The following is a 24,445-nucleotide window of genomic DNA, read 5'->3' on the forward strand; positions in this document are numbered from 1 at the left end:
CAGGCCGGGTGAACACACCACTCACCCGGCCTGATGAATTTACAAACTCTTTGCACTTCCCTGCACTTCCCGACACAGCAAACAGCCATAATTCTCGTTTACTTTTACATAATAAAAACCACGTAAAAACAATGGATTTATGGTGATGTTAAACAATAAACGACTCTCTCGCTGGCTCGCGTTTTTTACGCTTGCAGCGACATTCGCGTTAGCACTTCCGGCTCAGGCAAACACCTGGCCGCTGCCGCCACCGGGAAGCCGTCTGGTGGGTCAGAATGCCGTTCATGTTGTTGAAGACAATGGCGGCTCTCTGGAGGCGATTGCGAAAAAGTACAATGTCGGCTTTCTCGCGCTACTGCAGGCCAACCCTGGCGTTGACCCTTACGTACCACGTCCGGGCAGCGTTTTGACGATCCCGTTACAAACTTTGCTACCTGACGCTCCGCGCGAAGGTATTGTTATCAACCTCGCCGAACTGCGTCTTTATTATTACCAGCCGGGGACCAATTCGGTGACCGTGTATCCTATTGGTATTGGCCAGTTAGGTGGTGACACGCTGACGCCTACGATGGTAACCACCATCTCTGATAAACGCGCCAATCCCACCTGGACGCCAACGGCAAATATCCGCGCGCGATACAAAGCAAACGGGATTGACCTGCCTGCCGTTGTGCCTGCCGGTCCGGATAACCCGATGGGCCATCATGCGATTCGCTTAGCGGCATACGGCGGCGTGTACCTGTTGCACGGTACAAATGCTGATTTTGGCATCGGAATGCGTGTCAGTTCCGGCTGTATTCGTCTGCGCGACGGTGATATCGAAACCCTGTTCCGTCAGGTAACGCCCGGAACTAAGGTCAATATTATCAATACGCCGATTAAAGCATCCGTTGAGCCTAATGGCGTGCGCCTGGTGGAAGTACACCAACCGCTGTCCGAAAAAATCAATGACGATCCGCAACTGCTGCCGATCGTGCTGAACGCGTCCATGCAGACATTTAAAAATGCGGCGCAAACAGATACCGCCGTCATGGATCATGCGATGGAGATTCGCTCAGGCATGCCGGTCGATGTGACCCGTCATCATGACGTTGCTCAACAACCGCTGTAATCGTAGCGTATAAAAAAAACCCCGCTGGATTTTATTCCGCGGGGTTTTTTTATTTAACTCGCAGTGGCATTGCGATGGGTTAAATCTTATTTGTAGATAACAGCAGTTCCGTGAAGAGTGTTAGGACCGGTAACGGAAGTAATACGGAAAGACTTCGCACCCATCTCATCGGCTTTCTGCGCCAGTTGATCTTCCAGAGAACCTAAGTTAGTCCCCGCATTCGCAGAAATAGTACCGACTTTCTCTTGACCCGCAGGAGTGGACTGAACTTCAACAGCGGCAAAGCTTGCAAATGACAGTGAGCTAAGAACAGCAGCGACAAACAGTGTTTTTACGTTTTTCATGATAGTGACCTTTAGCAGATGAATGGGTGTCGAAAAGATTAACTTAACGATCGATAGGTAAATCATAGATGTGATCCAGGTCACACGTCAACATTTTTTTATAATGATCGTTATATAAAATATAAAGGTCTTATTTTTCATGCTAATAGCTATAAATTATTTTTATCGTGAATCCGCTGGAGTGTGCAGTCGAATATTTTTATAATGGTTATTCAATAAACCCAACAAAGGTACATCGGCGCCATGACAACTGAAACGACAGGTTGTGCTAAAAAAAGCCGTGGCCGACCAAAAGTGTTCGACAGGGAAGCCGCGCTTGATAAGGCCATGACACTCTTCTGGCAGCACGGATATGAAGCGACATCACTCGCCGATCTCGTGGAAGCCACCGGCGCAAAAGCGCCCACGCTGTATGCGGAGTTCACCAATAAAGAAGGGTTGTTCCGTGCCGTACTGGACCGCTACATCACCCGCTTTGCGGCGAAACACGAAGCCCAACTGTTTTGTGAAGAAAAAAGCCTTGAGTCCGCACTAGAAGACTATTTCACCGCCATAGCGGCCTGCTTTACCAGCAAGGACACCCCGGCGGGATGTTTCATGATTAACACTTCTGCGACGCTGGCAGCCTCTTCCCGCGATATTGCGCACACGGTGAAATCCCGCCATGCAATGCAGGAACAGACGCTTACCCAGTTTCTTCGCCAGCGCCAGCAACGAGGCGAAATTCCAGCCCATTGCGACGTGCAAAAACTGGCTGAATACCTGAACTGTATTTTACAAGGTATGTCGATCAGCGCCCGGGAAGGTGCAACGTTTGAAAAACTGATGCAGATCGCACACACAACGCTGCGTCTGTGGCCCGAACTCGTCAAAGCTTAACCCTTTCCCGCAATTCCCCCGCAGTACTCACAACCCCGGGAGCTGATAAAGCCCCCGGTTAGAATTTCATGCATTACCCCTACATTCTTCATTGTTTTCATCATCTTACCCGATCATTTTTTGTAAAAGGTATTGATAACGACAATTATTATCAGCAATATTCGCATTTGTTTTAACGCCTGTTTCACAATGTAACCATCGGTTTCTCTACCGCTATAACAAAAACAGACCGACTTTTTTAAAAGGAATACAAATGCATAAGCGTCTCTGGGTGCTCAATCCTCTTCTGTTATCTTTAACTCTACCCGCTGTTGCGGCTGAGGAAGAGAACCTCATCGTCAGCGCCAACCGTAGCCAGCGCACCGTGGCAGAAATGGCGCAAACGACCTGGGTTATTGAAGGAAGCGAGATTGAACAACAGGTTCAGGGAGGAAAAGAGTTCAAGGATGTTCTTGCTCAGCTAATCCCAGGAATCGATGTTAGTAGTCAGGGACGCACAAACTACGGCATGAACATGCGTGGTCGCGCCATTGTCGTGCTCATTGACGGCGTCCGTCTGAACTCCTCGCGAACCGACAGCCGTCAACTTGACTCCATTGACCCGTTTAATATTGCGCACATTGAAGTCATTTCAGGCGCAACCTCACTTTATGGCGGTGGCAGTACCGGCGGATTAATCAACATTGTCACCAAAAAAGGCCAGCCGGAGCGTGAAGTAGAACTCGAACTGGGGAGCAAAAGCGGTTTCAACAATAGCAACGATCATGATGAACGTGTTGCCGCGGCGGTGAGTGGCGGAACCGATCGCGCTTCCGGGCGTATGTCCGTCGCGTATCAACGATTTGGCGGCTGGTATGACGGTAATCACGATGCCCTGCTGCTGGATAACACCCAAACCGGGCTACAGCACTCCGATCGTCTGGACATCATGGGCACCGGGACAATTGAACTTGACGACAACCGTCAGTTGCAACTGGTTACTCAGTACTATAAGAGTCAGGGGGATGACGATTACGGGCTGGATCTCGGCGAGAACATGTCCGCCGTGACCGGAAACGGCAAAGCATACACCAGCAGCGGACTGAATTCCGATCGTATTCCCGGCACCGAACGTCATCTTATTAGCCTGCAATATTCAGATGCGGATTTTTATGGCCAGAACCTGGTCAGCCAAATCTATTACCGTGATGAATCACTGAAATTCTATCCCTTCCCTACGCTCAGCAAAGGTAAGGTCACCAGTTTCTCCGCATCACAGCAGGACACAGACCAGTTTGGTGCCAAAATTACTCTCAACAGCCAGTTGATGGATAACTGGGAGCTGACGTGGGGTGTCGATGCCGATCACGAAACCTTCGACTCCAATCAGAAATTCTTCGATCTGGCCTGGTCCCTGCCCTCCGGCGGTATGGATAACCGTACAGCTTATACCACCGGACGTTACCCCGGTTACAGCATCACCAACTTCGCGCCTTTCCTGCAAAACAGCTATGACATTAACGACATCTTTACCCTCAGCGGCGGTGTGCGCTATCAGTGGACCGAAAACAGGGTTGATGATTTCGTTGGCTATGCCCAACAGCAGGGAATCGCGACCGGGCTTGCGAACTCTGCCGATACCATTCCGGGCGGCAAAACCGATTACGATAATTTCCTGTTCAACGCCGGTATCCTTGCCCACCTGACCGACCGTCAGCAAACGTGGTTTAACTTTTCTCAGGGCGTGGAGCTTCCGGACCCAGGGAAATATTACGGTAACGGTACCTATTCGCTGGTTGGCGATCATTACCAGCTCCAGCGCAGCGTCAACGTGGCGGATTCACGTCTGGAAGGGATTAAAGTGAACTCGTACGAACTGGGGTGGCGCTACACCGGCGATAGTCTGCGCACGCAACTGGCCGCTTACTACTCGACTTCGGATAAATCGATCGTTATCAACCGCAGCGATATGACCATTAACGTTCAGCCCGACGATCGCCGCATTTATGGCCTTGAAGGTGCAGTGGATTATTTCATTGCGGATACGGACTGGAGCCTGGGCGGCAACTTCAATGTCATTAAATCGGAAGTGAAGCAGAACGGTAAATGGCAAAAATGGGATGTCACGCTGGCCTCACCGTCCAAAGCAACCGCGTGGGTCGGCTGGGCACCAGAACCGTGGACCTTGCGCGTACAGAGCCAGCAAACATTTGATCTGACCGACGCCAGCGGTAACAAGCTGGATGGCTATAACACCATGGACTTTATCGGCAGCTATCAGCTCCCGTTGGGTAAGCTGACCTTCAGCGTGGAAAACCTGCTGAATGAAGAGTACACCACACTGTGGGGACAACGTGCGCCACTGCTGTACAGCCCAACCTACGGCAGCCCGTCACTGTATGAATACAAGGGCCGGGGTCGTACTTTTGGTCTGAACTACGCCTTAACCTTCTGATAAAAAAAGCCCCCCAGCCTGAGCGAATGGGGGGCTAATGTTCAGGATAATGCTATTTTACGCTTTGTTATTCAGTACCAACTGTCCGTTGTTATCCAACGGAATTTGCGCACCGGGGTCCTTATCCATACGGATTTTCCCCTGCTGATCGCCAATTTTGTACGTCACGTCGTAGCCCAGCATCTTTTCAGATTTGTCATACACCGTTTTACAACGTTGCTGCGTGGTGGTGTAAGTATCGTTTTCCTGCATCGAACCCTGAATCTGGTTTCCTGCATAGCCGCCGCCTAAAGCACCGGCCACGGTGGCAATATCTTTACCACGTCCACCGCCAAACTGATGCCCAATAACACCACCCGCAACCGCGCCCAGCACGGAACCCGCGATACGGTTTTCATCTTGTACCGGCTTACGGTGCGTGACCGTTACGTTCCGGCACTCCTGACGTGGTGTTTTTACCGACTCTTTAATCGGTGTTGCAGAGACAACTTGCGCATACTGTGGGCCACGCTCGAAAACGTTCAGACTGGCCACCGCTGCAACACCCAGCGCAGCAGCTACGCCAATCCCTATACCCGCCAACATTGATTTATTCACGGGACTTCCTCCTTTTTTGCTATTAGCAACAACTTTGCAACAGAAGGTAAGGAATGCCAATCAGATTACGGATGAAAATAGCGGGAGGTGGAGCGAAAGCGGAATGATTCAGACAACTCTGAAGGAAGGCGCCGGATGCGTAAAATCATCCGACGCCACAAGTCGATATTAATGCAGTTTCAGACGCGGGCGAATCACCCGGTTGATACTGCCGACCAGCATCATCAGGCCGGTTTTGAAGTAGCCGTGCAAAGCAATCTGGTGCATGCGGTACAGTGAGATGTACACAAAGCGCGCAATACGCCCTTCCACCATCATCGAACCACGGGTCAGGTTGCCCATCAGGCTACCCACGGTAGAGAAGTTAGAGAGCGAGACCAGAGAGCCGTGATCTTTGTACTGATACGCTTTCAGCGGCTTGCCGTTCATCTGTGCCAGAATATTGTTCATCGCACAGGTCGCCATCTGGTGTGCAGCCTGAGCGCGCGGAGGCACAAAACCGCCTTCCGGACGGGCGCAGGAAGCGCAGTCGCCAATCGCGTACACGTCAGGATCGCGCGTGCTCTGCAGAGTTGGCTCAACCACCAGTTGGTTAATACGGTTCGTTTCCAGACCGCCAATGTCTTTCATAAAGTCTGGCGCTTTGATACCCGCCGCCCACACCATCAGATCGGCTTTAATGTATTCGCCATCTTTGGTGTGCAGTCCGCCTTCGTCAGCGCTGGTTACCATCGTCTGGGTCAGTACGCGTACGCCCAATTTGGTTAACTCATTATGCGCAGCACCGGAAATACGCGGCGGCAACGCAGGCAGAATACGCTCACCGGCTTCGACCAGCGTAACGTTCAGCGCGTCGTTGGTCAGCCCTTTGTAACCATAGCTGTGCAGTTGTTTTACCGCATTGTGCAGCTCAGCGGAGAGTTCAACCCCCGTCGCACCGCCACCCACAATGGCGATATTCACTTTTCCGTTAGCGCCCAGATTCGCGGAATACTTCAGGAACAGATTCAGCATCTCCTGGTGGAAACGACGCGCCTGATGCGGGTTATCGAGGAAAATGCAGTTTTCTTTCACGCCAGGGGTGTTGAAATCGTTGGACGTACTGCCCAACGCCATCACCAGCGTGTCATACGGCACTTTACGCTCAGGAACCAGCAGCTCACCCTTCTCATCACGCAGCTCAGCGAGAGTAATGGTCTTCGCTTCACGATCGATATCCACCACCGAGCCTAACTGGAACTGGAAGCCATGGTTACGGGCATGAGCCAGATAACTCAGCGCATCCACACCTTCGTCCAGTGAACCCGTCGCCACTTCATGCAGTAACGGTTTCCACAAGTGACTGTGGTTTCTGTCTACCAGTGTGATTTTGGCCTTTTTCTTACGCCCGAGTTTTTTACCCAGCTGCGTCGCCATTTCCAGTCCGCCAGCACCGCCGCCGACAATCACGATCCTTTTCAATGGTGTAGTCAACGTGACCCCCTCAAATTTATTAACCAATTGTTAATTAAAGGTTATGAGCATAGCCTTTAATTAACAACAAGTTACGGTAATGAAAATGTTCTTCGAGAGTGAGAATAACACGAACGGTGCATTGGTCATACCAAAATTGATGTGTATCAAGTTTTGATGCTGAAAAGATAGACAACCGGAACTTTAAGAACAAAAAAACAGCCCGATGGCTGTAATGCCAGTCAGTTAGCACCTCAGTTTCAGAAAGCTTCAAGCTGTGCTGCCCGAGGTAAAGAACATGCTATCTCGGAGAAAGAGTTCCGTTCACCTCATGCTCATCATTTCTCTTAAGCACCGATTCCTGTGAACGTGTAAAGGGCGTTCTCCGCCACGCCCTTTACAATCCCGGCTCCCGGCAGGAAAATTGTTGCTGCGCAATACCCTCCGCTTATTCCTCCAGGCTACCGGGCCGGGCGCGAGGAAGCGTCCTTGCAAAGCGCGCCCTGAGCCAGCATCCATGCTGGCTCTCCCGGCCTTACGGAAACACGTCGGCAATTTTCAGCCGGACCAGCCCACACCTGACCATCTGCGTTTTTTGTTTAAACAGCAAAAAAGATTTAACTGGAAGTCAGTGCGTTGAAGCGATGACCCCGGTCCGGCTGAAAATCGATGAGGCATTGACGGCTGACCGGGTCTGTCCGCAGGGATGCGGACAGAGGGGACGGCCTGCATGGACGCAGGCTCGACCCCGACCCGACAGGCAGACGGCATAAGACGAATAACTCGCGCAGCGACGATTTTCCCGCCGGGAGCCTGGGTTGCAAGGGAGGCGGCGGTGAGCCTCCCTTGCACGTTCACAGGTATCTGCGCTTCAGAGAAATGATGAGCATGAGGTGAACGGAACCCTGAGCCGGGATCACATGTTCACCATACGTTCGTAACTGACGAGCATTAGCCTGGCGGCTGTTTATTTAAACGCTCAATAAGAATTAACCTAACGTTTTGAACGCTTTGATGCGCTGCAAATGCGGAGAGATATTCTTAAACTTATGCGTCTGCTCTTCGTCCCAGACTATCTCGTAAAAATGATGCAGCTCTTCCGACGAACGCTGACTGTTAAGCGCTTCATCATGACGTGACAGGATCACCAGGCAGCGATCGCGATTCTTCTCACGGAAATTGGTCACGCATTTTGTTGCGATGTCTGCATACTCCTCAGGTCTGTCGATTTTGCCTTCCATGTTCTCATACGGGAACAGGTTGGGATTAAACACTACCTGACGAATATCACACAGGAAACCAATCCGTTCAGCCCAATATCCCCCGAGCCCCACACCACAAATCAGTGGACGGTCATCCACATTCAGCTGCAGCATTTTGTCCACTTCTTTCAGCAGATGCTGCATATCATGTTTAGGATGCCGCGTACTGTAGCTAATCAGCCTGACATCCGGGTCGATGAATTGCAGCTGCAACACCTTCTCATGGTTGCCCGGGCTGTTAGAGTCAAAACCGTGTAAATAGATAATCATCGCATCCTCGCCAAACTTGCGTTAATGACCTGCTTTCTCTTCCTGCCAGCGCTCATGAAGTTGGTTAAGTTGAGCGCTTACCGTCTTCCAGCGTGCCGAGTCCATCAGTTCCTGACGTGAAAATGAACCTTTATGATACAAACGTGTAACACGTTCTGCATTGATCGGCGACAGATTATCTAACACACTGACCGCTCCCTTACGATTATTGCAGACCAGGATCATATCGCAACCTGCATCCAGCGATGCCTGTCCACGCTCCGCATAGCTTCCCATAATCGCCGCCCCTTCCATCGACAAATCGTCGGAGAAAATGACACCATCGAAGCCAAGCTCCTGGCGCAGCACCGTTTTCAGCCAGTGAGGTGAACCACTCGCCGGACGCGGATCTACATCACTGTAGATGACGTGCGCAGGCATAATGGCATCCAGTTTGTTTTCCGTAATCAACGTCTGGAACACGGACATATCTTTCGCACGAATCTCGGCTTCTGGGCGTGGATCGGTTGGGGTTTCTTTGTGTGAATCCGCCGTCACCGCCCCATGTCCTGGGAAATGTTTACCGGTCGTTTTCATGCCAGCAGTATGCATCCCGTCAATGAAGCGGGTCGCCATCGCCAGCGCTTTTAGCGGATCGGCATGGTAAGAACGCTCGCCGATTGCCGCGCTGATATGGCCCACATCCAGTACGGGTGCAAAGCTGATATCAATGTCCATCGCGATCATTTCGCTGGCCATCAACCATCCGGCGTCCTGAGCCAGTTTGCCGCCCTCTTCCAGACCGTGCAACGCAGCAAAGGATTGAGCCGCAGGCAGGCGGGTAAAGCCCTCACGAAAACGCTGTACGCGTCCGCCTTCCTGATCTACCGCCACCACCAGATGGTTACGTGACGCAGCCCGGATCTGGCGCACTAATTCACGCAGCTGTTCCGGATCATGATAATTTCGGGTAAAGAGGATCAACCCACCTACCAGCGGATGCGCCAGAATCTCACGCTCTTCAGCGTCCAGCTCATACCCTTCGACATCCAACATTACTGGGCCCACACTGCTCTCCTTATCCTTTCATTGTTAGCTGCCGCCAGGTTTCATCGGCCAGCCTGATAAATTGTCGATCGCCGGTTTGCCGCCAGCGATACTCAAACCACCCCGCCTTCAGCATCATTATCCAGGGTTGCCATTGTCTGACTTGTCGCCACAAAACGTCTGGCTCAATGTGCGCTCGTTGGCCGTAGGTGCTAACCAACTGTTGGTGCTGGGATTCATCGCTGACCCATACCGCCGCCAGCTCCAGGGCAATATCACCGTCTCCGGCGTATTCCCAGTCAATCAGCCGCAGCCCTGAGTCTGTTCGTACGATGTTGTCACCGTGAACATCCATATGCAGCGGCCCCAGACGCAAAGGTCGAGGCTCACCTCGTTTCCTTAGCCGCTTCAGCGCGCGCAGCCAGCATGGCGTACGACGCGCCGGATCGCCACACTGCCAGTACTGTTCAAGTAGCGGCAGCAGGCTGATTCGCCAGCCCAATCGGGGTTGCTGGTGCAGATGATACAGTAAGCCTGCGAGTTCGTCGGCGTCCGGTAATCTGGATTCTACCTTACCGTGAAAAAACTCGACTGCCATCCACCCACGCGTATAAAAGTGAGGACGTGGCGCAAGGCTTTCTGGCAGGTGTTTTAGCGCATGATATTGGCGTAAGAAATGAGATTCCGGCGCGTCAGGGTCGTGATGGCAGCGCAGCACCAGCCGGTGGGAACGGTGTTCAATGATGCAGCTCCCGCCGCTCAGACCGGTTTGGCTGGCTGCGACGGGATGATACTGCGGGAAATAGCGCGACAACACTTCGCCGCGCGTGAGTTTGTTATTGTTGCTGAACGGCACCTTTACCTGACCAGATTATCTCGCCAGTTTGTACCAGCATTAATTGCATTTGCAGCGCAGGCGAATTGACGTTGCCAGATGCGCTGGAATAAAGCACATACTGCGCACCAACGTTACGGGCGATACCAATCGCTTTACTGCGTGTTCCCAGGCTATCGTTTGGCGACAGACCTAACTGCTGCTTGGCGACAGCCAGTTGTTGGGCAGAAATCAGCGTAAACTTACCGTTATTCGCCAGCGCGTTACGCAAGGTCTCGGTGGCTTCCCCCGCGTTCAACGAGCCGTTGGTACGGTTATTCACGCTATCAACCAGCAGAACGCCACCCGCTTTGACGCCGTCGGCCTGCAGCATTTTGCCGACCATCGGCTGCATCGCCCCATTCCAGTCATAATGACGTTGACGTGGCGTCGGCTGCGCCGTTTGGTCCTCGTGCTCAATCGGGCCCGGCTGCTGCGGTATGGTTGGCACCGTTGGCACAACCGGCACCGGCTGTTGCGGCTGCGCAGGCTGTTCCGGCACCGGCTTGACTTCCTCTACCGGCGCGGGCTCACGTTGCACCACACAGCCAGAGAGAAACATCGCCAGCGCGGCAATCAGTGCGTAGCGATTCATTTTGTTCATCAAGATTCACCCCTTACAAATAAAGATAAAGTCTAACCTTGTGCGCCCCCAGATAATTGGCGCTGCCGTACAGCGTCACCGACGAATGAGCCGGAACAGTCACACTGCGTGGCGCTTCCAGAGGGTGCATTTCCAGCCCTCTGGCGTCATACCAGTAAAACCGATAATGAACGGTAACGGGTTCTTGTCTTTCGTTATAGAGTCGAGAGGATGCCGAGGCCTGAATATCAGACGTGGTTAACGTGGGCTGCTCTGCTGTAATACCCGCCGCCAGAATTGTTGATTCCATCACCAGCGACTGTTCATCACTTACTGGGATTTCAGGGTGTGAACGACAACCCGCCAGCAACAGCAAGCCCAGTGAAAGCGCAATGCATCCTCTGGTCATGCTTACAGACCTTTATGCGCAAGCATTGGGCCAAGCGTACGTCCACCCAGCAGGTGCATATGAATGTGATACACCTCCTGCCCCCCGTGGCGGTTGGTGTTCATGATTAAGCGGTACCCATCTGCAGCAATGCCTTCCTGCTCAGCAATTTTCGCCGCAACGGTGATCATGCGGCCCAATGCCTGTTCATGTTCCGCCGTCACATCGTTGACAGTTGGGATCAGAATATTAGGAATGATCAGGATATGCGTTGGTGCCTGAGGGGAAATATCACGAAACGCAGTGACCAGTTCATCCTGGTATACGATATCCGACGGAATCTCACGACGAATAATTTTGCTGAATATAGTTTCTTCTGCCACGACGTTTTCCTTTTTCATTAACAGCCCAGGCGTTTTGCCATGCTACGCCGGGTAACTCTGCGAGTATAGAGTATGAGCGAGTTCCTCACGCTCTTTCAACTTTAACCCTCGATTTTTTAAGCGAAAACCTCAGTCAGTGCTGCTCTTATAACCATTTTCCTGCGCTATTGCTCAAGCATAGTACTGAAACAATATTTCATTTATGTCGTAGCATCTGTTTACACATTAATTGCTAATGCGTATATTTCGCATTTGTATTTACATGCGCATTTAATAGTTTACAACCAAAGGGTTCATCACAACTACCGGTGATTCGAACTTAATATTAATAATTATCAAGGACTTTTCGATGTCTTTCACAACACTCAACGGGAATGTTCAACGCCAACCGGGGCTTGCCCCTTCTTTGCTGGCAGCATGCATCACGCTAGCCCTTTTACCTTCCACCAGCCTCGCAGCCCCTGCAGAAGAGACAGTGATCGTGGAAGGTTCTGCTCCTTCGGCATCCAGTGAGGAGCAAGATTACAGCGTTAAATCAACGACCGCTGGCACAAAAATGCAGATGACACAGCGCGATATTCCGCAATCGGTCAGCATTGTCAGCCAGCAACGCATGGAAGATCAGCAATTGCAAACGCTGGGCGATGTGATGGACAACACGTTGGGGATAAGCAAAAGCCAGGCGGATTCCGATCGCAGCAGCTATTACTCGCGCGGATTTCAGATTGATAACTATATGGTCGATGGGATCCCGACCTATTTTGAATCCCGCTGGAATCTCGGTGACGCCCTTTCTGACACCGCCCTTTTTGAGCGTGTCGAAGTGGTCCGTGGCGCAAACGGGCTAATGACCGGGACGGGTAACCCTTCAGCCTCCATTAACATGATCCGTAAGCATGCCACCAGCCGCGAGTTCACCGGTAATGTTTCAGCGGAATATGGCAGCTGGAATAAACAACGCTATGTGACCGATTTGCAAAGCCCGCTTACGGCAGACGGCAACGTGCGCGGCCGCATCGTGGCGGGTTACCAGAATAACGACTCCTGGCTTGATCGCTACAATAGCGAAAAAATGTTCTTCTCTGGGATTGTCGATGCCGATTTGGGTGACACCACCAGCCTGTCTGCGGGCTATGAATATCAGCGCATTGATATCAACAGCCCAACCTGGGGTGGATTGCCGCGCTGGAATACCGATGGCAGTAAAAACAGCTATGACCGTTCGCGCAGCACTGCGCCGGACTGGGCTTACAACGATAAAGACTTCAACAAAGTGTTTGTCACCATCAAACAACGTTTTGCCGATACCTGGCAGGCGACCATGAACGCCACCCACTCCGAGGTCAAGTTCGACAGTAAAATGATGTACGTCGATGCCTATGTTAATAAGGCCGACGGCACGCTGATTGGCCCATATGGCAACTATGGACCGGGATATGACTACGTCGGAGGAACCGGCTGGAACAGCGGCAAACGTAAAGTGGATGCTGTCGATCTATTCGCCGACGGCGGTTACGATCTGTTTGGTCGTCAGCATAATCTGATGTTGGGCGGCAGCTACAGTAAACAGAATAACCGTTATGAAAGCTCGTGGGCGAACGTTTTCCCCAACGAAATCGGCAGCTTCTATACCTACGAGGGTAACTTCCCGGAAACCAACTGGAACCCGCAGTCATTGGCTCAGGACGATACCACGCACATGAAATCGCTGTACGCCGCAACGCGTATTTCGCTAGCCGACCCACTGCATTTGATTGTCGGCGCGCGTTACACCAACTGGCGTATCGACACCCTGACCTACAGCATGGAGCAAAACCACACCACGCCGTATGCGGGTCTGGTCTATGACATTGACGATAACTGGTCTACCTACGCCAGCTATACCTCAATCTTCCAGCCGCAGAACAAGCGCGACAGTTCCGGTAAATATCTCTCTCCGATTACCGGCAACAACTATGAACTTGGCCTGAAGTCCGACTGGATGAACAGCCGTTTAACCACCACTCTCGCGGTGTTTCGCATTGAACAGGACAACGTAGCGCAATCAACCGGCGTGCCAATCGCTGGTAGCAATGGCGACACGGCCTATAAAGCGATGGATGGAACGGTCAGCAAAGGGGTCGAATTCGAAGTTAACGGTGCAATCACCGATAACTGGCAGATGACATTTGGCGCGACACGCTATGTTGCTGAAGACAACGAAGGCAATGTGGTAAACCCGAACCTGCCACGGACCACGGTAAAACTGTTTACCCGTTATCGCCTGCCAGCCATGCCGGAACTGACCGTAGGCGGTGGAGTTAACTGGCAGAATCGTGTTTACAGCGATACGGTCACGCCTTATGGCACATTCCGCGCGGAACAGGGAAGCTACGCCCTGGTAGATTTGTTCACCCGCTACCAGGTAACAAAAAACTTCTCAGTGCAGGGTAACCTCAATAACCTGTTCGATAAAACCTACGACACGAATATCGACGGTTCTATCGTTTATGGCGAGCCGCGCAACGTCAGCATCACCGCCTGCTATCAGTTCTGACACCGGGTATTGCGTAGAATCGCTAACTCGCTGACTTAGGTTGCAAATTCTCATCAAACTCCAGCCGCTTTCTGTCGGGTTCCACCGCAGTCAGCGGCTTCACTTCGGCAAGCGTCTGCTGACAGCGTCCCACCAGCACCTGATACTCGCGAGTGCCCTGTTTTTTCCACACCAGTTCCTGCTCAGTTAACATACGAATCGCTTTCGCCGGACTGCCGACAATCAGATGGTTGGCAGGCATCTCAGCGCGAGCTTTCACAAACGCCGAGGCACCAACGATACTGTTTTCACCGATGGTCGCGCCATCGATAATCACCGCACTCATGCCGACCAGCGCGTTACGCCCTATCACACAGCCGTGCAGAATCGCCCCGTGGCCGATATGTCCGTCCTCCTCAACCACCGTATCCTGGCCGGGAAATCCGTGCATCACACAGTTATCCTGGATATTCGCCCCATCTTTAACCACGATGCGCCCAAAATCTCCGCGCAGGCTGGCGTTAGGGCCAACATAAACACCTTTGCCGAGAATGACATCGCCAATCAGCACTGCGGTTGGGTGAACATAGCTTTCTGCAGGAACTACCGGGATCATCCCGTCAATCTGGTAAATCGGCATGGCTTCTCCTGTTACATCTCGGCTAATCCGCCGAAACGTTGATAATAGAGCGGCCCCGGCGCGGGCAGTTCCCCCACCGAACTCTCGCCTTTTTCGCTGACGAAAACCTGGGCGCCGGGCGCAACACGTTGATAAATATTAATGCACAGCTGACGCGCCGTCTGACCCAGCCAGTGAGCAGGCAGCAATTCTTCCGGCAGCAGCGGATCTTTGAGCACAACCCGACGATAGAAGTGAATAAGCAACAGGCGGATCTGGAAGCAGCGCTCTGGCGTAAGTTCGTCCGGCCCGGCGTCACGCAGTAGCGGTAACAACGGACGGAACAGCGTGATAAACGCCTCGTACATGGCATTTTGTTCGGTTAAGTGCCAGCACCCTTCTACCCGCTCACGCAGTGCAGCGCGGGAGAGTGCCAACGGCGAATGCGCCTCAAAAACGATGACATTTTCCGCCACCCCAGCCTCATGGAGCAGCGACTGTACGTCCGCCAGCTTTTGCGATGGCGACGCCAGCAGACTCGGCGCCAGTACGCCAAAACCTTGCCATAACAGCTGCTTTTTAACTTCGGCCAGGGTATTTTTCTCCAGCCCCTCCGACAGCAGCAGCAGCCAGGTACCGTCCCACTCAGGGGCGCTGGCACGATAGATTTTGCTCTCGGCGCGGCGCGTCAAGCGTAGCCCTTTATCACTCAGGCGGTAGAAACTGCGGCGGCCGATACGTATTACGTCCAGCCATTCTTCTTTATTAAGGCGAAACAGTGCGGTACGTACAAAACGTTCACCGAAGCCAAGCCCTTCCAGCAGCGCGGCAACGCTACCGAGCCAGACTTCTCCACCGCGTTGCGATAAACAGTCCCCGTAAAGCGAGGCGATAAGCGAGGTGCCGCTGACCGGCATCGCGGTGACCGCCTGCTGGATAAAATTATCGAGCTTTTCCATATGATTCATAGTGTTGTTATTTTTGTCCTTTTTGAATCATAGCACAGGAATAAAGCAGCGAAACGCCAGGAGTTTGTAGGCCGGATAAGGCAACGCCGCCATCCGGCAGTGTTGCACTGTTCTGCCTGATGGCGCTACGCTTATCAGGCCTACAGGGTTAACCGTTGGCGGCAACTTTGCGCAGGTCGAACACCCGGCACGCCTTACCTTCAGAGCGCGGGATGCTGCCGCAGTTAACAATGCTTACGTCGGTGGAAATACCCACCATCGACTTAATACGATGACGCAAATGATGGCAAATCTGGCAGCGCTGCTCATGGCTCAGCACCAGGCTACTCTCTTTAAGCTCCACGCGTACCGAAAGCGAATCAAGATGCCCTCGGCGATCCACTTCCAACTGGTAATGCGGAGCCAGATGCTCAATCTTGAGGATCTCTTCTTCCACCTGCGATGGGAAGACGTTGACGCCGCGAATAATCAGCATATCGTCGCTGCGCCCGCTAATGCGATCCATACGACGCATCGTGCGCGCGGTACCCGGCAGCAGGCGCGTCAGGTCGCGGGTACGATAACGAATGACCGGTAGCGCTTCTTTCGTCAGCGTGGTGAACAGCAGTTCGCCGTGCTCGCCGTCGGCCAGTGGCGTACCGTCATCCGGATTGACCACTTCCGGGAAGAAATGATCCTCCCATATTGTCGGACCATCACCCGTTTCGATGCACTCCATCGCCACGCCCGGCCCCATCACTTCCGAGAGGCCATAAATATCCAGCGCCGTAATACCGAGGCGACGTTCGATCTCCGCGCGCATCCCCGTGGTCCACGGTTCTGCGCCAAATACACCGGTACGCAGTGAACAACCCCGCGCGTCACCGCCCATCTGGCGCTCCAGCTCTTCAATCAGGTTCAGGCAGTAAGACGGCGTGACCATAATCATGTCAGGTTTGAAATCGCGAATCAGCTGCGCCTGCTTTTCAGTCTGCCCGCCGGACATTGGGATAACCGTTGCCCCTAAGCGCTCCGCGCCGTAGTGCGCGCCCAGGCCGCCGGTGAAAAGGCCATAGCCATAAGCGACGTGGATTTTATCTTTCGCGGTACCACCTGCGGCACGCAGCGAGCGGGCGACGATGTTCGCCCAGGTATCGATATCATTTTGCGTATAGCCCACCACAGTCGGTTTACCCGTGGTGCCGGATGATGCATGGATACGCACCACCTGCTCCATCGGTACCGCGAAGGTGTCGAAGGGATAGTTGTCACGCAGGTCCTGCTTGGTGGTGCAGGGAAACTTGCTCAGATCGCTCAGCTCACGGAAATCATCCGGGTGAACCCCCGCCGCGTCGAACTTACGGCGGTACATCGGGACATTTTCATAGGCGTGTTTTAACGTCCATTTCAGGCGCTCGGTTTGCAAAGCCTGTAATTCGTCACGCGATGCGGTTTCAATCGGATCTAATTTTGTTGTTGTCGTTGTCATTTTGTAGGGCACTCGCAGGTCAATTAGCTCACACTCGCTCAAGGATCATGGCAATGCCCTGACCCACGCCAATACACATCGTACACAGCGCATAACGTCCATTGCGTCGTTCCAGCTCCAGCGTTGCGGCCAGCGCTAACCGCACACCGCTCATCCCCAGCGGGTGACCTAAAGCGATAGCCCCCCCATTGGGATTCACGTGTTCTGCGTCATCTGCCAGTCCAAGCTGTCTCATCACACCCAACGCCTGGGCGGCAAAGGCTTCATTCAGCTCAATCACATCCATATCGTTGATATTCAGCCCGGCGCGCTCCAGCACTTTTCGTACCGCAGGAACTGGCCCAAGCCCCATAAACTTCGGCTCCACGCCCGCCGTCGCCATCGCGACAATGCGTGCACGCGGCGTTAGTCCCTGGGCCTTTATGTGTTGCTCGCTGGCTACGATCATTGCTGCCGCGCCGTCGTTCACCCCAGAGGCATTGCCTGCGGTAACCACGCCGTTCTTACGAAACGGTGTTTTCAGTTGTGCGAGTTGCTCCAGCGTGGTTTCTGCACGCGGATGTTCATCTTCACGTACTGCGCTAACTGCCCCTTTCTTGCCAATGATTTGTACCGGCACAATTTCCTGCGCCAGAATGCCGTCACGCTGGGCTTTCGCCGTGCGCTGCTGGCTGCGATACGCAAAGGCGTCCTGGTCCTCTCGGCTTATATTTAACAATTCAGCTACATTCTCCGCCGTTTCCGGCATGCTGTCAGTTCCGAATTGTTGCTGCATGAGCGGGTTCACAAAACGCCAGCCAATGGTGGTATCAAACATCTCGGCCTGACGCTGAAACGGCGCGGTGGCTTTGCCCATTACAAACGGCGCGCGTGACATTGACTCAACACCACCAGCGATCAGCAGGTCGGCATCACCGGCTTTGATCGTGCGAGCAGCGAAGCCGATCGCATCAAGCCCGGAGCCGCACAGACGGTTGATGGTCGTGCCGGCAACGCTGTGCGGATAACCCGCCAGCAGGGTCGCCATATGCGCCACGTTGCGGTTATCCTCGCCCGCCTGGTTGGCGCAACCGAAGATCACATCGTCAATAGCACTGGGATCCAGGCGTGGGTTGCGGTTGAGTAATTCACGCAACGGGATGGCCGCCAGATCGTCGGCACGCACGCCTGCCAGCGCCCCGCCGTAGCGACCAATCGGGGTACGAATACCGTCACAAATAAATGCGTCACGCATTAGACTTCTCCTGTAATCGTGCCACCGATGCGGTGGGATTTGCCGCGAAACAGAGCCACGGTTTTGTGTTGCTGATTGACAATTTCAATGTCGTAAACGCCAGTGAGTTTGCCTTGCTGCTTGACCCGCGCGGTGGCGGTCAGTTTGTCACCTGCAAAGGCCGGACGCAGAAAGTCGATACTGGCCGCTGAGGCTACTGCTGCCAGTCCCTGACTGTTGCAGGCGTAAGCAAAGGCGGTATCCGCCAGCGAAAACAGTTGCCCGCCGTGACAGGTCTGATGGCCATTCAGCTGCGACGGCGACACGGTCATGGTCATCTGCGAATAACCGTCGTCCATCTCAATAATTTCAATCCCCAGCGCCTGCGCGCAGGTGTCTTTCACATACATGGCGCGGGCGTTGCGCCAGGCTTCATTACTCATGACGCATCTCCATCAGCACTTTCTGGCGCAGCAGCGCACTCGGGCGATAGCGTTCTTCGCCATAGTGCTGTTGTAGGTTTTCCAGCAGACGCAGCACACGTCCCCAGCCGAGCGATTCGCCCCAGGCCAGCGGCCCGTGCGGGTAGTTAACCCCCAAGCGCATAGCGATATCGATATCCTCGGCGCTGGCGACTCCTTTTTGCAGCGCATCCAGCGCTTCGTTCGCCAGCATCGCTACCGTGCGCCATACCAGCAGCCCTGGGTAGTCGGCAATACGCAGCACTTTTTTGCCCTGCTGCTGGAAGTAGTACACCGCTTTGTCGGTGGCTAAAGCCGGGTTGGTTGGTGCGCTTGCCAGCACGACGGTGTCGCCCACAGCATGGTCATGCACCACCACCGGGCGCTGGTGCTGCACGCTTAAGGCCAGCGCGGTTTCACCGGTTGTTTCAAGGAGCAGCACATCATCCAGTTCAGTGACAACGTCACGCTTGATATTTTTTGCTGCATTTTCAGGCGCTACCGCTGCAACAGCCAGTTCAGGCGATACTTCAGCAGGCCAGCGATAGACGCCGTGGCCGCTCTTCTTGCCCAGACGCCCCGCCAGAGCGAGCTCCTGTTGCAGCAAAGACGGTAGAAAACGGCGGTCCTGCCAGAAGGCGTTAAACACCGAACAGGTCACGGCAAAATTGACGTCCTGACCAATCAAGTCGGTCAGCGCCAGCGGTCCCATCGGGAAGCCGCCGCCGTCACGCAGCGCCGCATCAATCACTTCCGCTGACGCAACCTGTTCTTCCAGCGCGCGCCAGGCTTCAGCGTAGTACGGACGCGCCACGCGATTGACGATAAAACCCGGCGTTGAGCGGCAGCGCACCGGCTGCTTGCCCCAGGCGATTACGCACTGGCAAAGCAGCTCGACTACCTCAGTTGAGGTGGCAAGGCCGCTCACCACTTCCACCAGTTTCATCACCGGTGCCGGGTTAAAGAAGTGCAGCCCCGCCACACGTTCCGGATGCTTCACTCCCGCCGCAATTGCGGTGATTGAGATCGACGAGGTATTACTGGTCAGCAGCGTTGACGGCAAACAGATCTCCGCCAACTGACTAAACAGCGCTTTTTTAATTTCCAGCCGCTCGGAAGCGGCTTCAATCACCAGTTGTGCATCGGCAAGCTGATTCAGTTCAGTCGCGGGTACGATTCGTGCCAGCAGCTCACTGGCCTGTTCCGCACTAATTTTTCCACGACCAACACGAACGTCGAGTCGCTGGCGAATACCCTCAATAGCGCGAGTAATCGCCTCAGCGGAAATGTCATACAGCAGGACCGAATGCCCGGCGCTGGCAGCCACTTCGGCAATGCCTGCACCCATTGTTCCGCCGCCGATCACGGCAACGCGGTGAAGAGTTTTCGTCATGGCTTATTTCCCGCTGAACTGTGGTGGGCGTTTGCCGAGAAAGGCGCTGACCCCTTCGCGATAGTCGTCGCTGCGACCGGCCATGCGCTGGTAGTCGCGCTCAAGCTCAAGCTGCTGATCCAGCGTGTTGGTTTCGGAAAGCTGCAAGGCTTTCTTAATCAGCCCCAGGCCATAGGTCGGCTGCGTCGCGAAACGGCGCGCCATGGTCAACGCGGTATCTTTCAACTCGGCATCGTCGACCACTTGCCAGATCATGCCCCACTGCGCGGCCTGTTCGGCGCTGAGGTTATCGCCAAGCATCAGTAAGCCGACGGCGCGAGCGCGACCGGCTACGCGCGGCAGCACCCAGCTTCCGCCGCAGTCCGGCACCAGGCCGAGCTTGCTGAAGGCCATGACAAACTTCGCCGAGCGCGCGGCGAGGACGATGTCGCAGCCCATGGCCAGCGTGGCACCGGCACCAGCGGCAACGCCGTTGACGGCACAGATAACCGGCTTCGGCAGCGCGGCTAAGCGGCGCACCAGCGGGTTGTAGAAGCGTTCCACCGACATGCCCAGATCCGGCGCGGGGCCGCTCGGGTCAACGTTACGGTCGTTCAGATCCTGTCCGGCGCAAAACCCGCGTCCGGCACCGGTGATCAGCAGGCAACGAATGGTGTCGTCGCGCTCGGCCTGTTTCAGGCAGTCGGCGAGCTGCTGGTGCATCACGTCGTTAAAGCTGTTGAGTCGGTCCGGGCGGTTCAGGGTGATAGTCATCACGCCCTGCTCCACTTCGCTGAGAATAAATGCGTCCACGATTAGCGTCCTTTAAATTCCGGTGTGCGTTTTTCTAAAAAGGCGCTGACGCCTTCACGACGATCTTCGGTGCCGCTCAGCAGCGTAAACAGCTGACGTTCCTGCACCAGACCTGCCTGGAGACCCACTTCTTGCGCAGCGCGTAGAGACTGTTTTGCCGCCCGCAGCGCCAGCGGTGAGTGACGGGCGATGGTCGCCGCCAGCTTGAGCGCGTATTCATCGGAGAGGTTCGCCGGGTGAATGTCACTCACCAGCCCGGCCCGTTGTGCTCGTTCGGCATCAATGCTTTCACCGCTCAGCACCATTCGGCTGGCCAGCGCTTTGCCAACACAACGGATAAGCCGCTGCGTACCGCCCGCCCCTGGCATGGTGCCGAGAGTAATCTCCGGCAGACCAAAGCGCGCGTTATCCCCGGCAATCACCAGGTCGCACAGCAGCGCCAGCTCGCAGCCCGCGCCCAGTGCGTAACCGTTAACCACCACGATCAACGGCTTGTTGAAGGCATCAATACGTGCCCACAGGCGTGGGCGAATATCGTCGAAAGTGGCGGGCAGATCTTTTTCCGCCATTTCATTAAGATCGGCCCCGGCGGCGAAATAGCTCGGGTTACCGCCAATCACGCAAACGCTGATGCTGGCGTCCGCCGCCGCGCTTTCCAGCGCGTCAGCAATCTGCGTTAGCAGCGCATTGTTCAGGGCGTTACGCGCCTGCGGACGGTTCAGAGTCAGTTGCAGTACACGGTCGTGACGGGAAATCAGCAGTTCGCTCATGCCATCCCCCGCGCATCGAAGTCGACCACTACGTCACCGCTGGTTGGCAGCGCCTGGCAGCTCAGCACATAGCCCGCCGCCAGTTCATCGGCTTCAAGGCTGTAGTTGGCGGCCATCGCCACCTCGCCACTGACCACCTTGCATTTGCAGGTGGCGCACACGCCGCCTTTACAGGCGAACGGCAGGTCAGCGCCCTGGCGCAGCGCGGCGTCGAGAATGCTGTCATCTTCCGCATTCAGTGAAATCAGGCGATCGCGCCCATCCTGACGAAGGGTGACCGTGCGGCCTTCCGCCTGGATGCCGGTGGCGCGTTTCACGCTGGTCCCCGGCGTATTAAAACGCTCAAGGTGAATGGATTTTTCCGCTATACCCAGTTCGCGCAGTGCCACTTCGGCTTCATCCATCATCGCCGATGGGCCACAGATAAAGGCGTCATCAAAGCGGCTGAAATCGAGCAAGTTTTTGCCCAGCGCACGCAGTTTGTCGCCGTCAATACGACCCTGTAGCAGATCGCTGTCCATCGACTCCTGACTGAACAGGTGCACCACCTGTAAACGCTGCGGATAGCGGTCTTTCAGATCGGCCAGCGCCTGACGGAACATCATGCTGTGGCTGCTGCGGTTGCCGTAGATCAGCGTGAACTGGCTGGCCGGTTCGGTCGTCAGCGTCGCTTCAATAATCGCCATCATCGGCGTAATGCCGGACCCGGCGGCAATCGCCAGATATTCGGCTTCGCGCTCGGCCTGCGGCTGGTAGCCAAAATGGCCTTGCGGCACCATCACTTCCAGCGTCATACCCTGCTGGATATCCTGCTGGGCATAGCGGGAGAAACGCCCACCGTCGATAGCTTTAACCGCGACGCTAATTTCCGACGGCAAGCGGCTGCGACAAATGGAGTAACAACGACGCAGCTCTTCTCCACCGAGGTGAGCTTTCAGCGTCAAATGCTGGCCCGGTCGAAAGGCGTAGTCATTACGCAGCGCGTCAGGAATGGTGAAAGTGATGGTCACCGCATCGCGCGTTTCCGCTTCGACGTTGGCCACGGTAAGCGAATGAAATGTTGTCATCGCAACCTCAAATACATTTAAAGTAATCAAAGGGTTCACGGCAGCTGTCGCAGCGATATAACGCTTTACAGGCCGTGGAACCGAATTCGCTAATCAGCGAGGTATGGGTGCTGGCGCAGCGCGGGCACTGTACGTCAGTTGGCATTTCGGCATGACAGGCGTGGGCCTGCGGCGGGCTGATACCATACTGGCGCAGGCGTTCACGGGCGTCCAGGCTCATCCAGTCAGTGGTCCACGGTGGGTCAAGCTGCAAGACGATATGTACTGGCGTATAGCCGTGCTCCGCCATCACCATGCGAATTTCACCCAGTAGATGCTCGGTGGCCGGGCAGCCGGAGTATGTCGGCGTAAAGCCGATTACCCAGCCGTCGCCGCAGCGCTCAACGCTGCGTACCATGCCGAGATCGGTGATGGTCAGCACCGGCACTTCCGGATCGGAAATCGCACTTAACAGCCCCCAAACGGTGTGCACCTCTGGCGGTGCGACCGCGGTAAGACGTTGCATAGCCACCCCCTGCTACCACTGCTGACCAGGATACGCACGCTGCAAGTACTGCATCTCGGCCAACATCGGCCCGAGATGTTCGCTGTGTAGCCCCTGCTTACCGCCGTTGCGAAACGCCGCCTCTTGCGGAACGTGTAAACCAGAATCAATCAGCGCAGTGTGTACCGTCGTCTGCCATTCGGTTTGCAGTTCGCGCGGATCGACGGCAATGCCCTGCCTGGCCAGAGCGATCTCCAGTTCGTCGGCAAGGAACAATTCGCCGGTGTAACGCCACAGATTGTCCACCGCCTTCTGCATCAGTTGCGCGGAGTAGTCAGTACCATTCCCCAGTCGCTCCAGCCAGCCGCGGCTGAAGCGCAGGTGATAACGCACTTCTTTCAGTCCTTTGGCAGCGATAGCCGCAATCTGCTTATCGCGGCTGTTAACCAAACGAGTGAACAGCGCCACGTGCCAGACGTCGATAAAGAACTGGCGAGCGATCGTGTCGGCAAAGTTGCCGTTAGGTTGTTCTACCAGCAACAGGTTGCGGAACTGACGCTCGTCACGGCCAAAAGCCAGCGTGTCTTCGTCGCCGCTACCCGCCAGTTCGGCTGCGTAGCTGAGGAAGTTGCGCGCCTGCCCCAGCAGGTCGAGGCCGATATTAGCCAGCGCCAGATCAATCTCCAGCTCCGGCGCATGGCCGCACCAGGCACCCAGACGCTGAGCCAGCACCAGGCCGTTATCGCCCAGACGCAAGGCATAGGTTGCAACGGGATTCAGGTTATTCATCGTTGCCTCACATATGTTCCATGCCGTCCGGCACGGTGTAGAACGTGGGATGGCGATAGACTTTGCTCTCCGCCGGGTCGAAAAATTCACCGCGTTCTTCCGGCTGCGACGCAACAATTTCGCTGGCTTTCACCACCCAGAGGGAGCAGCCTTCGCTGCGGCGAGTGTAGGCGTCGCGGGCATTTTCCAGCGCCATCTGGTCATCGGCGGCATGCAGACTGCCAACGTGACGGTGCGATAACCCCTGTTTGCTGCGGACAAAAACTTCGTATAACGGCCAGTATATTTTGCTCATGACTCTCT

The 24,445-nt window shown here is 54.7% G+C and carries 25 protein-coding genes; 4 read left to right on the forward strand and 21 right to left on the reverse strand.

Features of this window, described 5'->3' with window-relative positions; genetic code table 11:
- The first annotated feature begins 145 nt into the window (after positions 1 to 145).
- Positions 146 to 1,111 (forward strand): L,D-transpeptidase LdtC, encoded by a 966-nt coding sequence (gene ldtC, locus OGY72_RS16340; protein WP_032944376.1) that lies wholly within the window; start codon positions 146 to 148, stop codon positions 1,109 to 1,111.
- A gap of 86 nt (positions 1,112 to 1,197) precedes the next feature.
- Here the strand turns inward: ldtC and bhsA are convergent, their stop codons facing one another.
- Positions 1,198 to 1,455 (reverse strand): multiple stress resistance protein BhsA, encoded by a 258-nt coding sequence (bhsA, locus tag OGY72_RS16345; RefSeq protein WP_003030810.1) that lies wholly within the window; start codon positions 1,453 to 1,455, stop codon positions 1,198 to 1,200.
- Between the two features lie 243 nt (positions 1,456 to 1,698).
- Between bhsA and comR the strand changes: the two genes are divergently transcribed.
- Positions 1,699 to 2,334, forward strand: coding sequence for a TetR family copper-responsive transcriptional repressor ComR (gene comR, locus OGY72_RS16350; protein ID WP_286548329.1), 636 nt, complete (start codon positions 1,699 to 1,701; stop codon positions 2,332 to 2,334).
- 253 nt (positions 2,335 to 2,587) lie between these two features.
- Complete coding sequence (locus tag OGY72_RS16355; protein WP_286548331.1) at positions 2,588 to 4,768, forward strand: TonB-dependent siderophore receptor; 2,181 nt, start codon at positions 2,588 to 2,590, stop codon at positions 4,766 to 4,768.
- Between the two features lie 57 nt (positions 4,769 to 4,825).
- Here the strand turns inward: OGY72_RS16355 and OGY72_RS16360 are convergent, their stop codons facing one another.
- The 8 genes from OGY72_RS16360 to hinT all read right to left on the reverse strand — a co-directional run bounded on the left by OGY72_RS16360 (position 4,826) and on the right by hinT (position 11,603).
- Complete coding sequence (locus OGY72_RS16360; RefSeq protein WP_003030814.1) at positions 4,826 to 5,365, reverse strand: glycine zipper 2TM domain-containing protein; 540 nt, start codon at positions 5,363 to 5,365, stop codon at positions 4,826 to 4,828.
- Between the two features lie 168 nt (positions 5,366 to 5,533).
- Positions 5,534 to 6,838 carry an NADH-quinone dehydrogenase gene (gene ndh, locus OGY72_RS16365; protein ID WP_003832263.1) on the reverse strand — a complete coding sequence of 435 codons (1,305 nt, stop codon included), beginning with the start codon at positions 6,836 to 6,838 and terminating at the stop codon, positions 5,534 to 5,536.
- A gap of 968 nt (positions 6,839 to 7,806) precedes the next feature.
- Complete coding sequence (gene ycfP / locus OGY72_RS16370; protein WP_003030817.1) at positions 7,807 to 8,349, reverse strand: alpha/beta hydrolase YcfP; 543 nt, start codon at positions 8,347 to 8,349, stop codon at positions 7,807 to 7,809.
- 21 nt (positions 8,350 to 8,370) lie between these two features.
- The gene (gene nagZ, locus OGY72_RS16375; RefSeq protein ID WP_003832260.1) at positions 8,371 to 9,396 is read right to left on the reverse strand and encodes a beta-N-acetylhexosaminidase; all 1,026 of its coding nucleotides are present in this window, start codon (positions 9,394 to 9,396) and stop codon (positions 8,371 to 8,373) included.
- Positions 9,397 to 9,406: 10 nt separating this feature from the next.
- Complete coding sequence (gene thiK / locus OGY72_RS16380) at positions 9,407 to 10,231, reverse strand: thiamine kinase (RefSeq protein WP_286548334.1); 825 nt, start codon at positions 10,229 to 10,231, stop codon at positions 9,407 to 9,409.
- The gene (gene lpoB, locus OGY72_RS16385) at positions 10,212 to 10,853 is read right to left on the reverse strand and encodes a penicillin-binding protein activator LpoB (RefSeq protein ID WP_126318439.1); all 642 of its coding nucleotides are present in this window, start codon (positions 10,851 to 10,853) and stop codon (positions 10,212 to 10,214) included. The genes thiK and lpoB overlap by 20 nt, the downstream gene beginning before the upstream one ends.
- A gap of 13 nt (positions 10,854 to 10,866) precedes the next feature.
- Complete coding sequence (locus OGY72_RS16390) at positions 10,867 to 11,241, reverse strand: YcfL family putative periplasmic lipoprotein (RefSeq protein WP_286548336.1); 375 nt, start codon at positions 11,239 to 11,241, stop codon at positions 10,867 to 10,869.
- A 2-nt stretch (positions 11,242 to 11,243) separates the two neighbouring features.
- Positions 11,244 to 11,603: a purine nucleoside phosphoramidase gene (gene hinT, locus OGY72_RS16395; RefSeq protein ID WP_286548340.1), complete on the reverse strand. Its 360-nt coding sequence runs from the start codon at positions 11,601 to 11,603 to the stop codon at positions 11,244 to 11,246.
- Between the two features lie 349 nt (positions 11,604 to 11,952).
- Here hinT and fhuE point away from each other — a divergent pair, with 349 nt between their 5' ends.
- Complete coding sequence (fhuE, locus tag OGY72_RS16400) at positions 11,953 to 14,139, forward strand: ferric-rhodotorulic acid/ferric-coprogen receptor FhuE (RefSeq protein WP_286548342.1); 2,187 nt, start codon at positions 11,953 to 11,955, stop codon at positions 14,137 to 14,139.
- A gap of 22 nt (positions 14,140 to 14,161) precedes the next feature.
- On the opposite strand, the gene paaY is transcribed toward fhuE, so the two are convergent.
- The 12 genes from paaY to paaB all read right to left on the reverse strand — a co-directional run bounded on the left by paaY (position 14,162) and on the right by paaB (position 24,437).
- Positions 14,162 to 14,758: a phenylacetic acid degradation protein PaaY gene (gene paaY, locus OGY72_RS16405; protein ID WP_100272609.1), complete on the reverse strand. Its 597-nt coding sequence runs from the start codon at positions 14,756 to 14,758 to the stop codon at positions 14,162 to 14,164.
- An 11-nt stretch (positions 14,759 to 14,769) separates the two neighbouring features.
- Positions 14,770 to 15,696, reverse strand: a complete 927-nt coding sequence (gene paaX / locus OGY72_RS16410) for a phenylacetic acid degradation operon negative regulatory protein PaaX (RefSeq protein WP_286548345.1) — start codon at positions 15,694 to 15,696, stop codon at positions 14,770 to 14,772.
- Between the two features lie 157 nt (positions 15,697 to 15,853).
- Positions 15,854 to 17,173 carry a phenylacetate--CoA ligase PaaK gene (gene paaK, locus OGY72_RS16415; RefSeq protein ID WP_003832244.1) on the reverse strand — a complete coding sequence of 440 codons (1,320 nt, stop codon included), beginning with the start codon at positions 17,171 to 17,173 and terminating at the stop codon, positions 15,854 to 15,856.
- Between the two features lie 28 nt (positions 17,174 to 17,201).
- Positions 17,202 to 18,407 carry a 3-oxoadipyl-CoA thiolase gene (gene pcaF, locus OGY72_RS16420; RefSeq protein ID WP_048214430.1) on the reverse strand — a complete coding sequence of 402 codons (1,206 nt, stop codon included), beginning with the start codon at positions 18,405 to 18,407 and terminating at the stop codon, positions 17,202 to 17,204.
- Complete coding sequence (gene paaI / locus OGY72_RS16425; RefSeq protein WP_003832239.1) at positions 18,407 to 18,829, reverse strand: hydroxyphenylacetyl-CoA thioesterase PaaI; 423 nt, start codon at positions 18,827 to 18,829, stop codon at positions 18,407 to 18,409. The genes pcaF and paaI overlap by 1 nt, the downstream gene beginning before the upstream one ends.
- Complete coding sequence (gene paaH, locus OGY72_RS16430; RefSeq protein WP_286548349.1) at positions 18,822 to 20,240, reverse strand: 3-hydroxyacyl-CoA dehydrogenase PaaH; 1,419 nt, start codon at positions 20,238 to 20,240, stop codon at positions 18,822 to 18,824. Before paaH ends, paaI begins: the two co-directional genes overlap by 8 nt.
- A 3-nt stretch (positions 20,241 to 20,243) precedes the next feature.
- The gene (paaG, locus tag OGY72_RS16435) at positions 20,244 to 21,032 is read right to left on the reverse strand and encodes a 2-(1,2-epoxy-1,2-dihydrophenyl)acetyl-CoA isomerase PaaG (RefSeq protein ID WP_126318447.1); all 789 of its coding nucleotides are present in this window, start codon (positions 21,030 to 21,032) and stop codon (positions 20,244 to 20,246) included.
- A 2-nt stretch (positions 21,033 to 21,034) separates the two neighbouring features.
- Positions 21,035 to 21,802 carry a 2,3-dehydroadipyl-CoA hydratase PaaF gene (paaF, locus tag OGY72_RS16440; RefSeq protein ID WP_286548351.1) on the reverse strand — a complete coding sequence of 256 codons (768 nt, stop codon included), beginning with the start codon at positions 21,800 to 21,802 and terminating at the stop codon, positions 21,035 to 21,037.
- The gene (paaE, locus tag OGY72_RS16445; RefSeq protein WP_286548352.1) at positions 21,799 to 22,869 is read right to left on the reverse strand and encodes a 1,2-phenylacetyl-CoA epoxidase subunit PaaE; all 1,071 of its coding nucleotides are present in this window, start codon (positions 22,867 to 22,869) and stop codon (positions 21,799 to 21,801) included. Before paaE ends, paaF begins: the two co-directional genes overlap by 4 nt.
- Positions 22,870 to 22,876: 7 nt before the next feature.
- Positions 22,877 to 23,374: a 1,2-phenylacetyl-CoA epoxidase subunit PaaD gene (gene paaD / locus OGY72_RS16450; RefSeq protein ID WP_286548353.1), complete on the reverse strand. Its 498-nt coding sequence runs from the start codon at positions 23,372 to 23,374 to the stop codon at positions 22,877 to 22,879.
- 12 nt (positions 23,375 to 23,386) lie between these two features.
- Positions 23,387 to 24,142, reverse strand: a complete 756-nt coding sequence (gene paaC, locus OGY72_RS16455) for a 1,2-phenylacetyl-CoA epoxidase subunit PaaC (protein WP_020996485.1) — start codon at positions 24,140 to 24,142, stop codon at positions 23,387 to 23,389.
- A gap of 7 nt (positions 24,143 to 24,149) precedes the next feature.
- Entirely contained in the window at positions 24,150 to 24,437 is a 288-nt protein-coding gene (gene paaB, locus OGY72_RS16460) for a 1,2-phenylacetyl-CoA epoxidase subunit PaaB (protein ID WP_286548355.1), read from the reverse strand.
- Positions 24,438 to 24,445 lie beyond the last annotated feature (8 nt).

It is taken from the genome of Citrobacter sp. Cpo221 (assembly GCF_030332345.1).
GTDB classification, from domain to species: domain Bacteria; phylum Pseudomonadota; class Gammaproteobacteria; order Enterobacterales; family Enterobacteriaceae; genus Citrobacter; species Citrobacter portucalensis.

Coding starts and splice junctions, on each gene's coding strand:
- ldtC (WP_032944376.1), top strand. CDS start 146: ATGTTAAACAATAAACGACTCTCTCGCTGGCTCGCGTTTTTTACGCTT.
- bhsA (WP_003030810.1), bottom strand. CDS start 1,455: ATGAAAAACGTAAAAACACTGTTTGTCGCTGCTGTTCTTAGCTCACTG.
- comR (WP_286548329.1), top strand. CDS start 1,699: ATGACAACTGAAACGACAGGTTGTGCTAAAAAAAGCCGTGGCCGACCA.
- OGY72_RS16355 (WP_286548331.1), top strand. CDS start 2,588: ATGCATAAGCGTCTCTGGGTGCTCAATCCTCTTCTGTTATCTTTAACT.
- ycfP (WP_003030817.1), bottom strand. CDS start 8,349: ATGATTATCTATTTACACGGTTTTGACTCTAACAGCCCGGGCAACCAT.
- lpoB (WP_126318439.1), bottom strand. CDS start 10,853: ATGAACAAAATGAATCGCTACGCACTGATTGCCGCGCTGGCGATGTTT.
- OGY72_RS16390 (WP_286548336.1), bottom strand. CDS start 11,241: ATGACCAGAGGATGCATTGCGCTTTCACTGGGCTTGCTGTTGCTGGCG.
- fhuE (WP_286548342.1), top strand. CDS start 11,953: ATGTCTTTCACAACACTCAACGGGAATGTTCAACGCCAACCGGGGCTT.
- paaY (WP_100272609.1), bottom strand. CDS start 14,758: ATGCCGATTTACCAGATTGACGGGATGATCCCGGTAGTTCCTGCAGAA.
- paaX (WP_286548345.1), bottom strand. CDS start 15,696: ATGGAAAAGCTCGATAATTTTATCCAGCAGGCGGTCACCGCGATGCCG.
- paaK (WP_003832244.1), bottom strand. CDS start 17,173: ATGACAACGACAACAACAAAATTAGATCCGATTGAAACCGCATCGCGT.
- pcaF (WP_048214430.1), bottom strand. CDS start 18,407: ATGCGTGACGCATTTATTTGTGACGGTATTCGTACCCCGATTGGTCGC.
- paaI (WP_003832239.1), bottom strand. CDS start 18,829: ATGAGTAATGAAGCCTGGCGCAACGCCCGCGCCATGTATGTGAAAGAC.
- paaH (WP_286548349.1), bottom strand. CDS start 20,240: ATGACGAAAACTCTTCACCGCGTTGCCGTGATCGGCGGCGGAACAATG.
- paaF (WP_286548351.1), bottom strand. CDS start 21,802: ATGAGCGAACTGCTGATTTCCCGTCACGACCGTGTACTGCAACTGACT.
- paaE (WP_286548352.1), bottom strand. CDS start 22,869: ATGACAACATTTCATTCGCTTACCGTGGCCAACGTCGAAGCGGAAACG.
- paaD (WP_286548353.1), bottom strand. CDS start 23,374: ATGCAACGTCTTACCGCGGTCGCACCGCCAGAGGTGCACACCGTTTGG.
- paaC (WP_020996485.1), bottom strand. CDS start 24,142: ATGAATAACCTGAATCCCGTTGCAACCTATGCCTTGCGTCTGGGCGAT.
- paaB (WP_286548355.1), bottom strand. CDS start 24,437: ATGAGCAAAATATACTGGCCGTTATACGAAGTTTTTGTCCGCAGCAAA.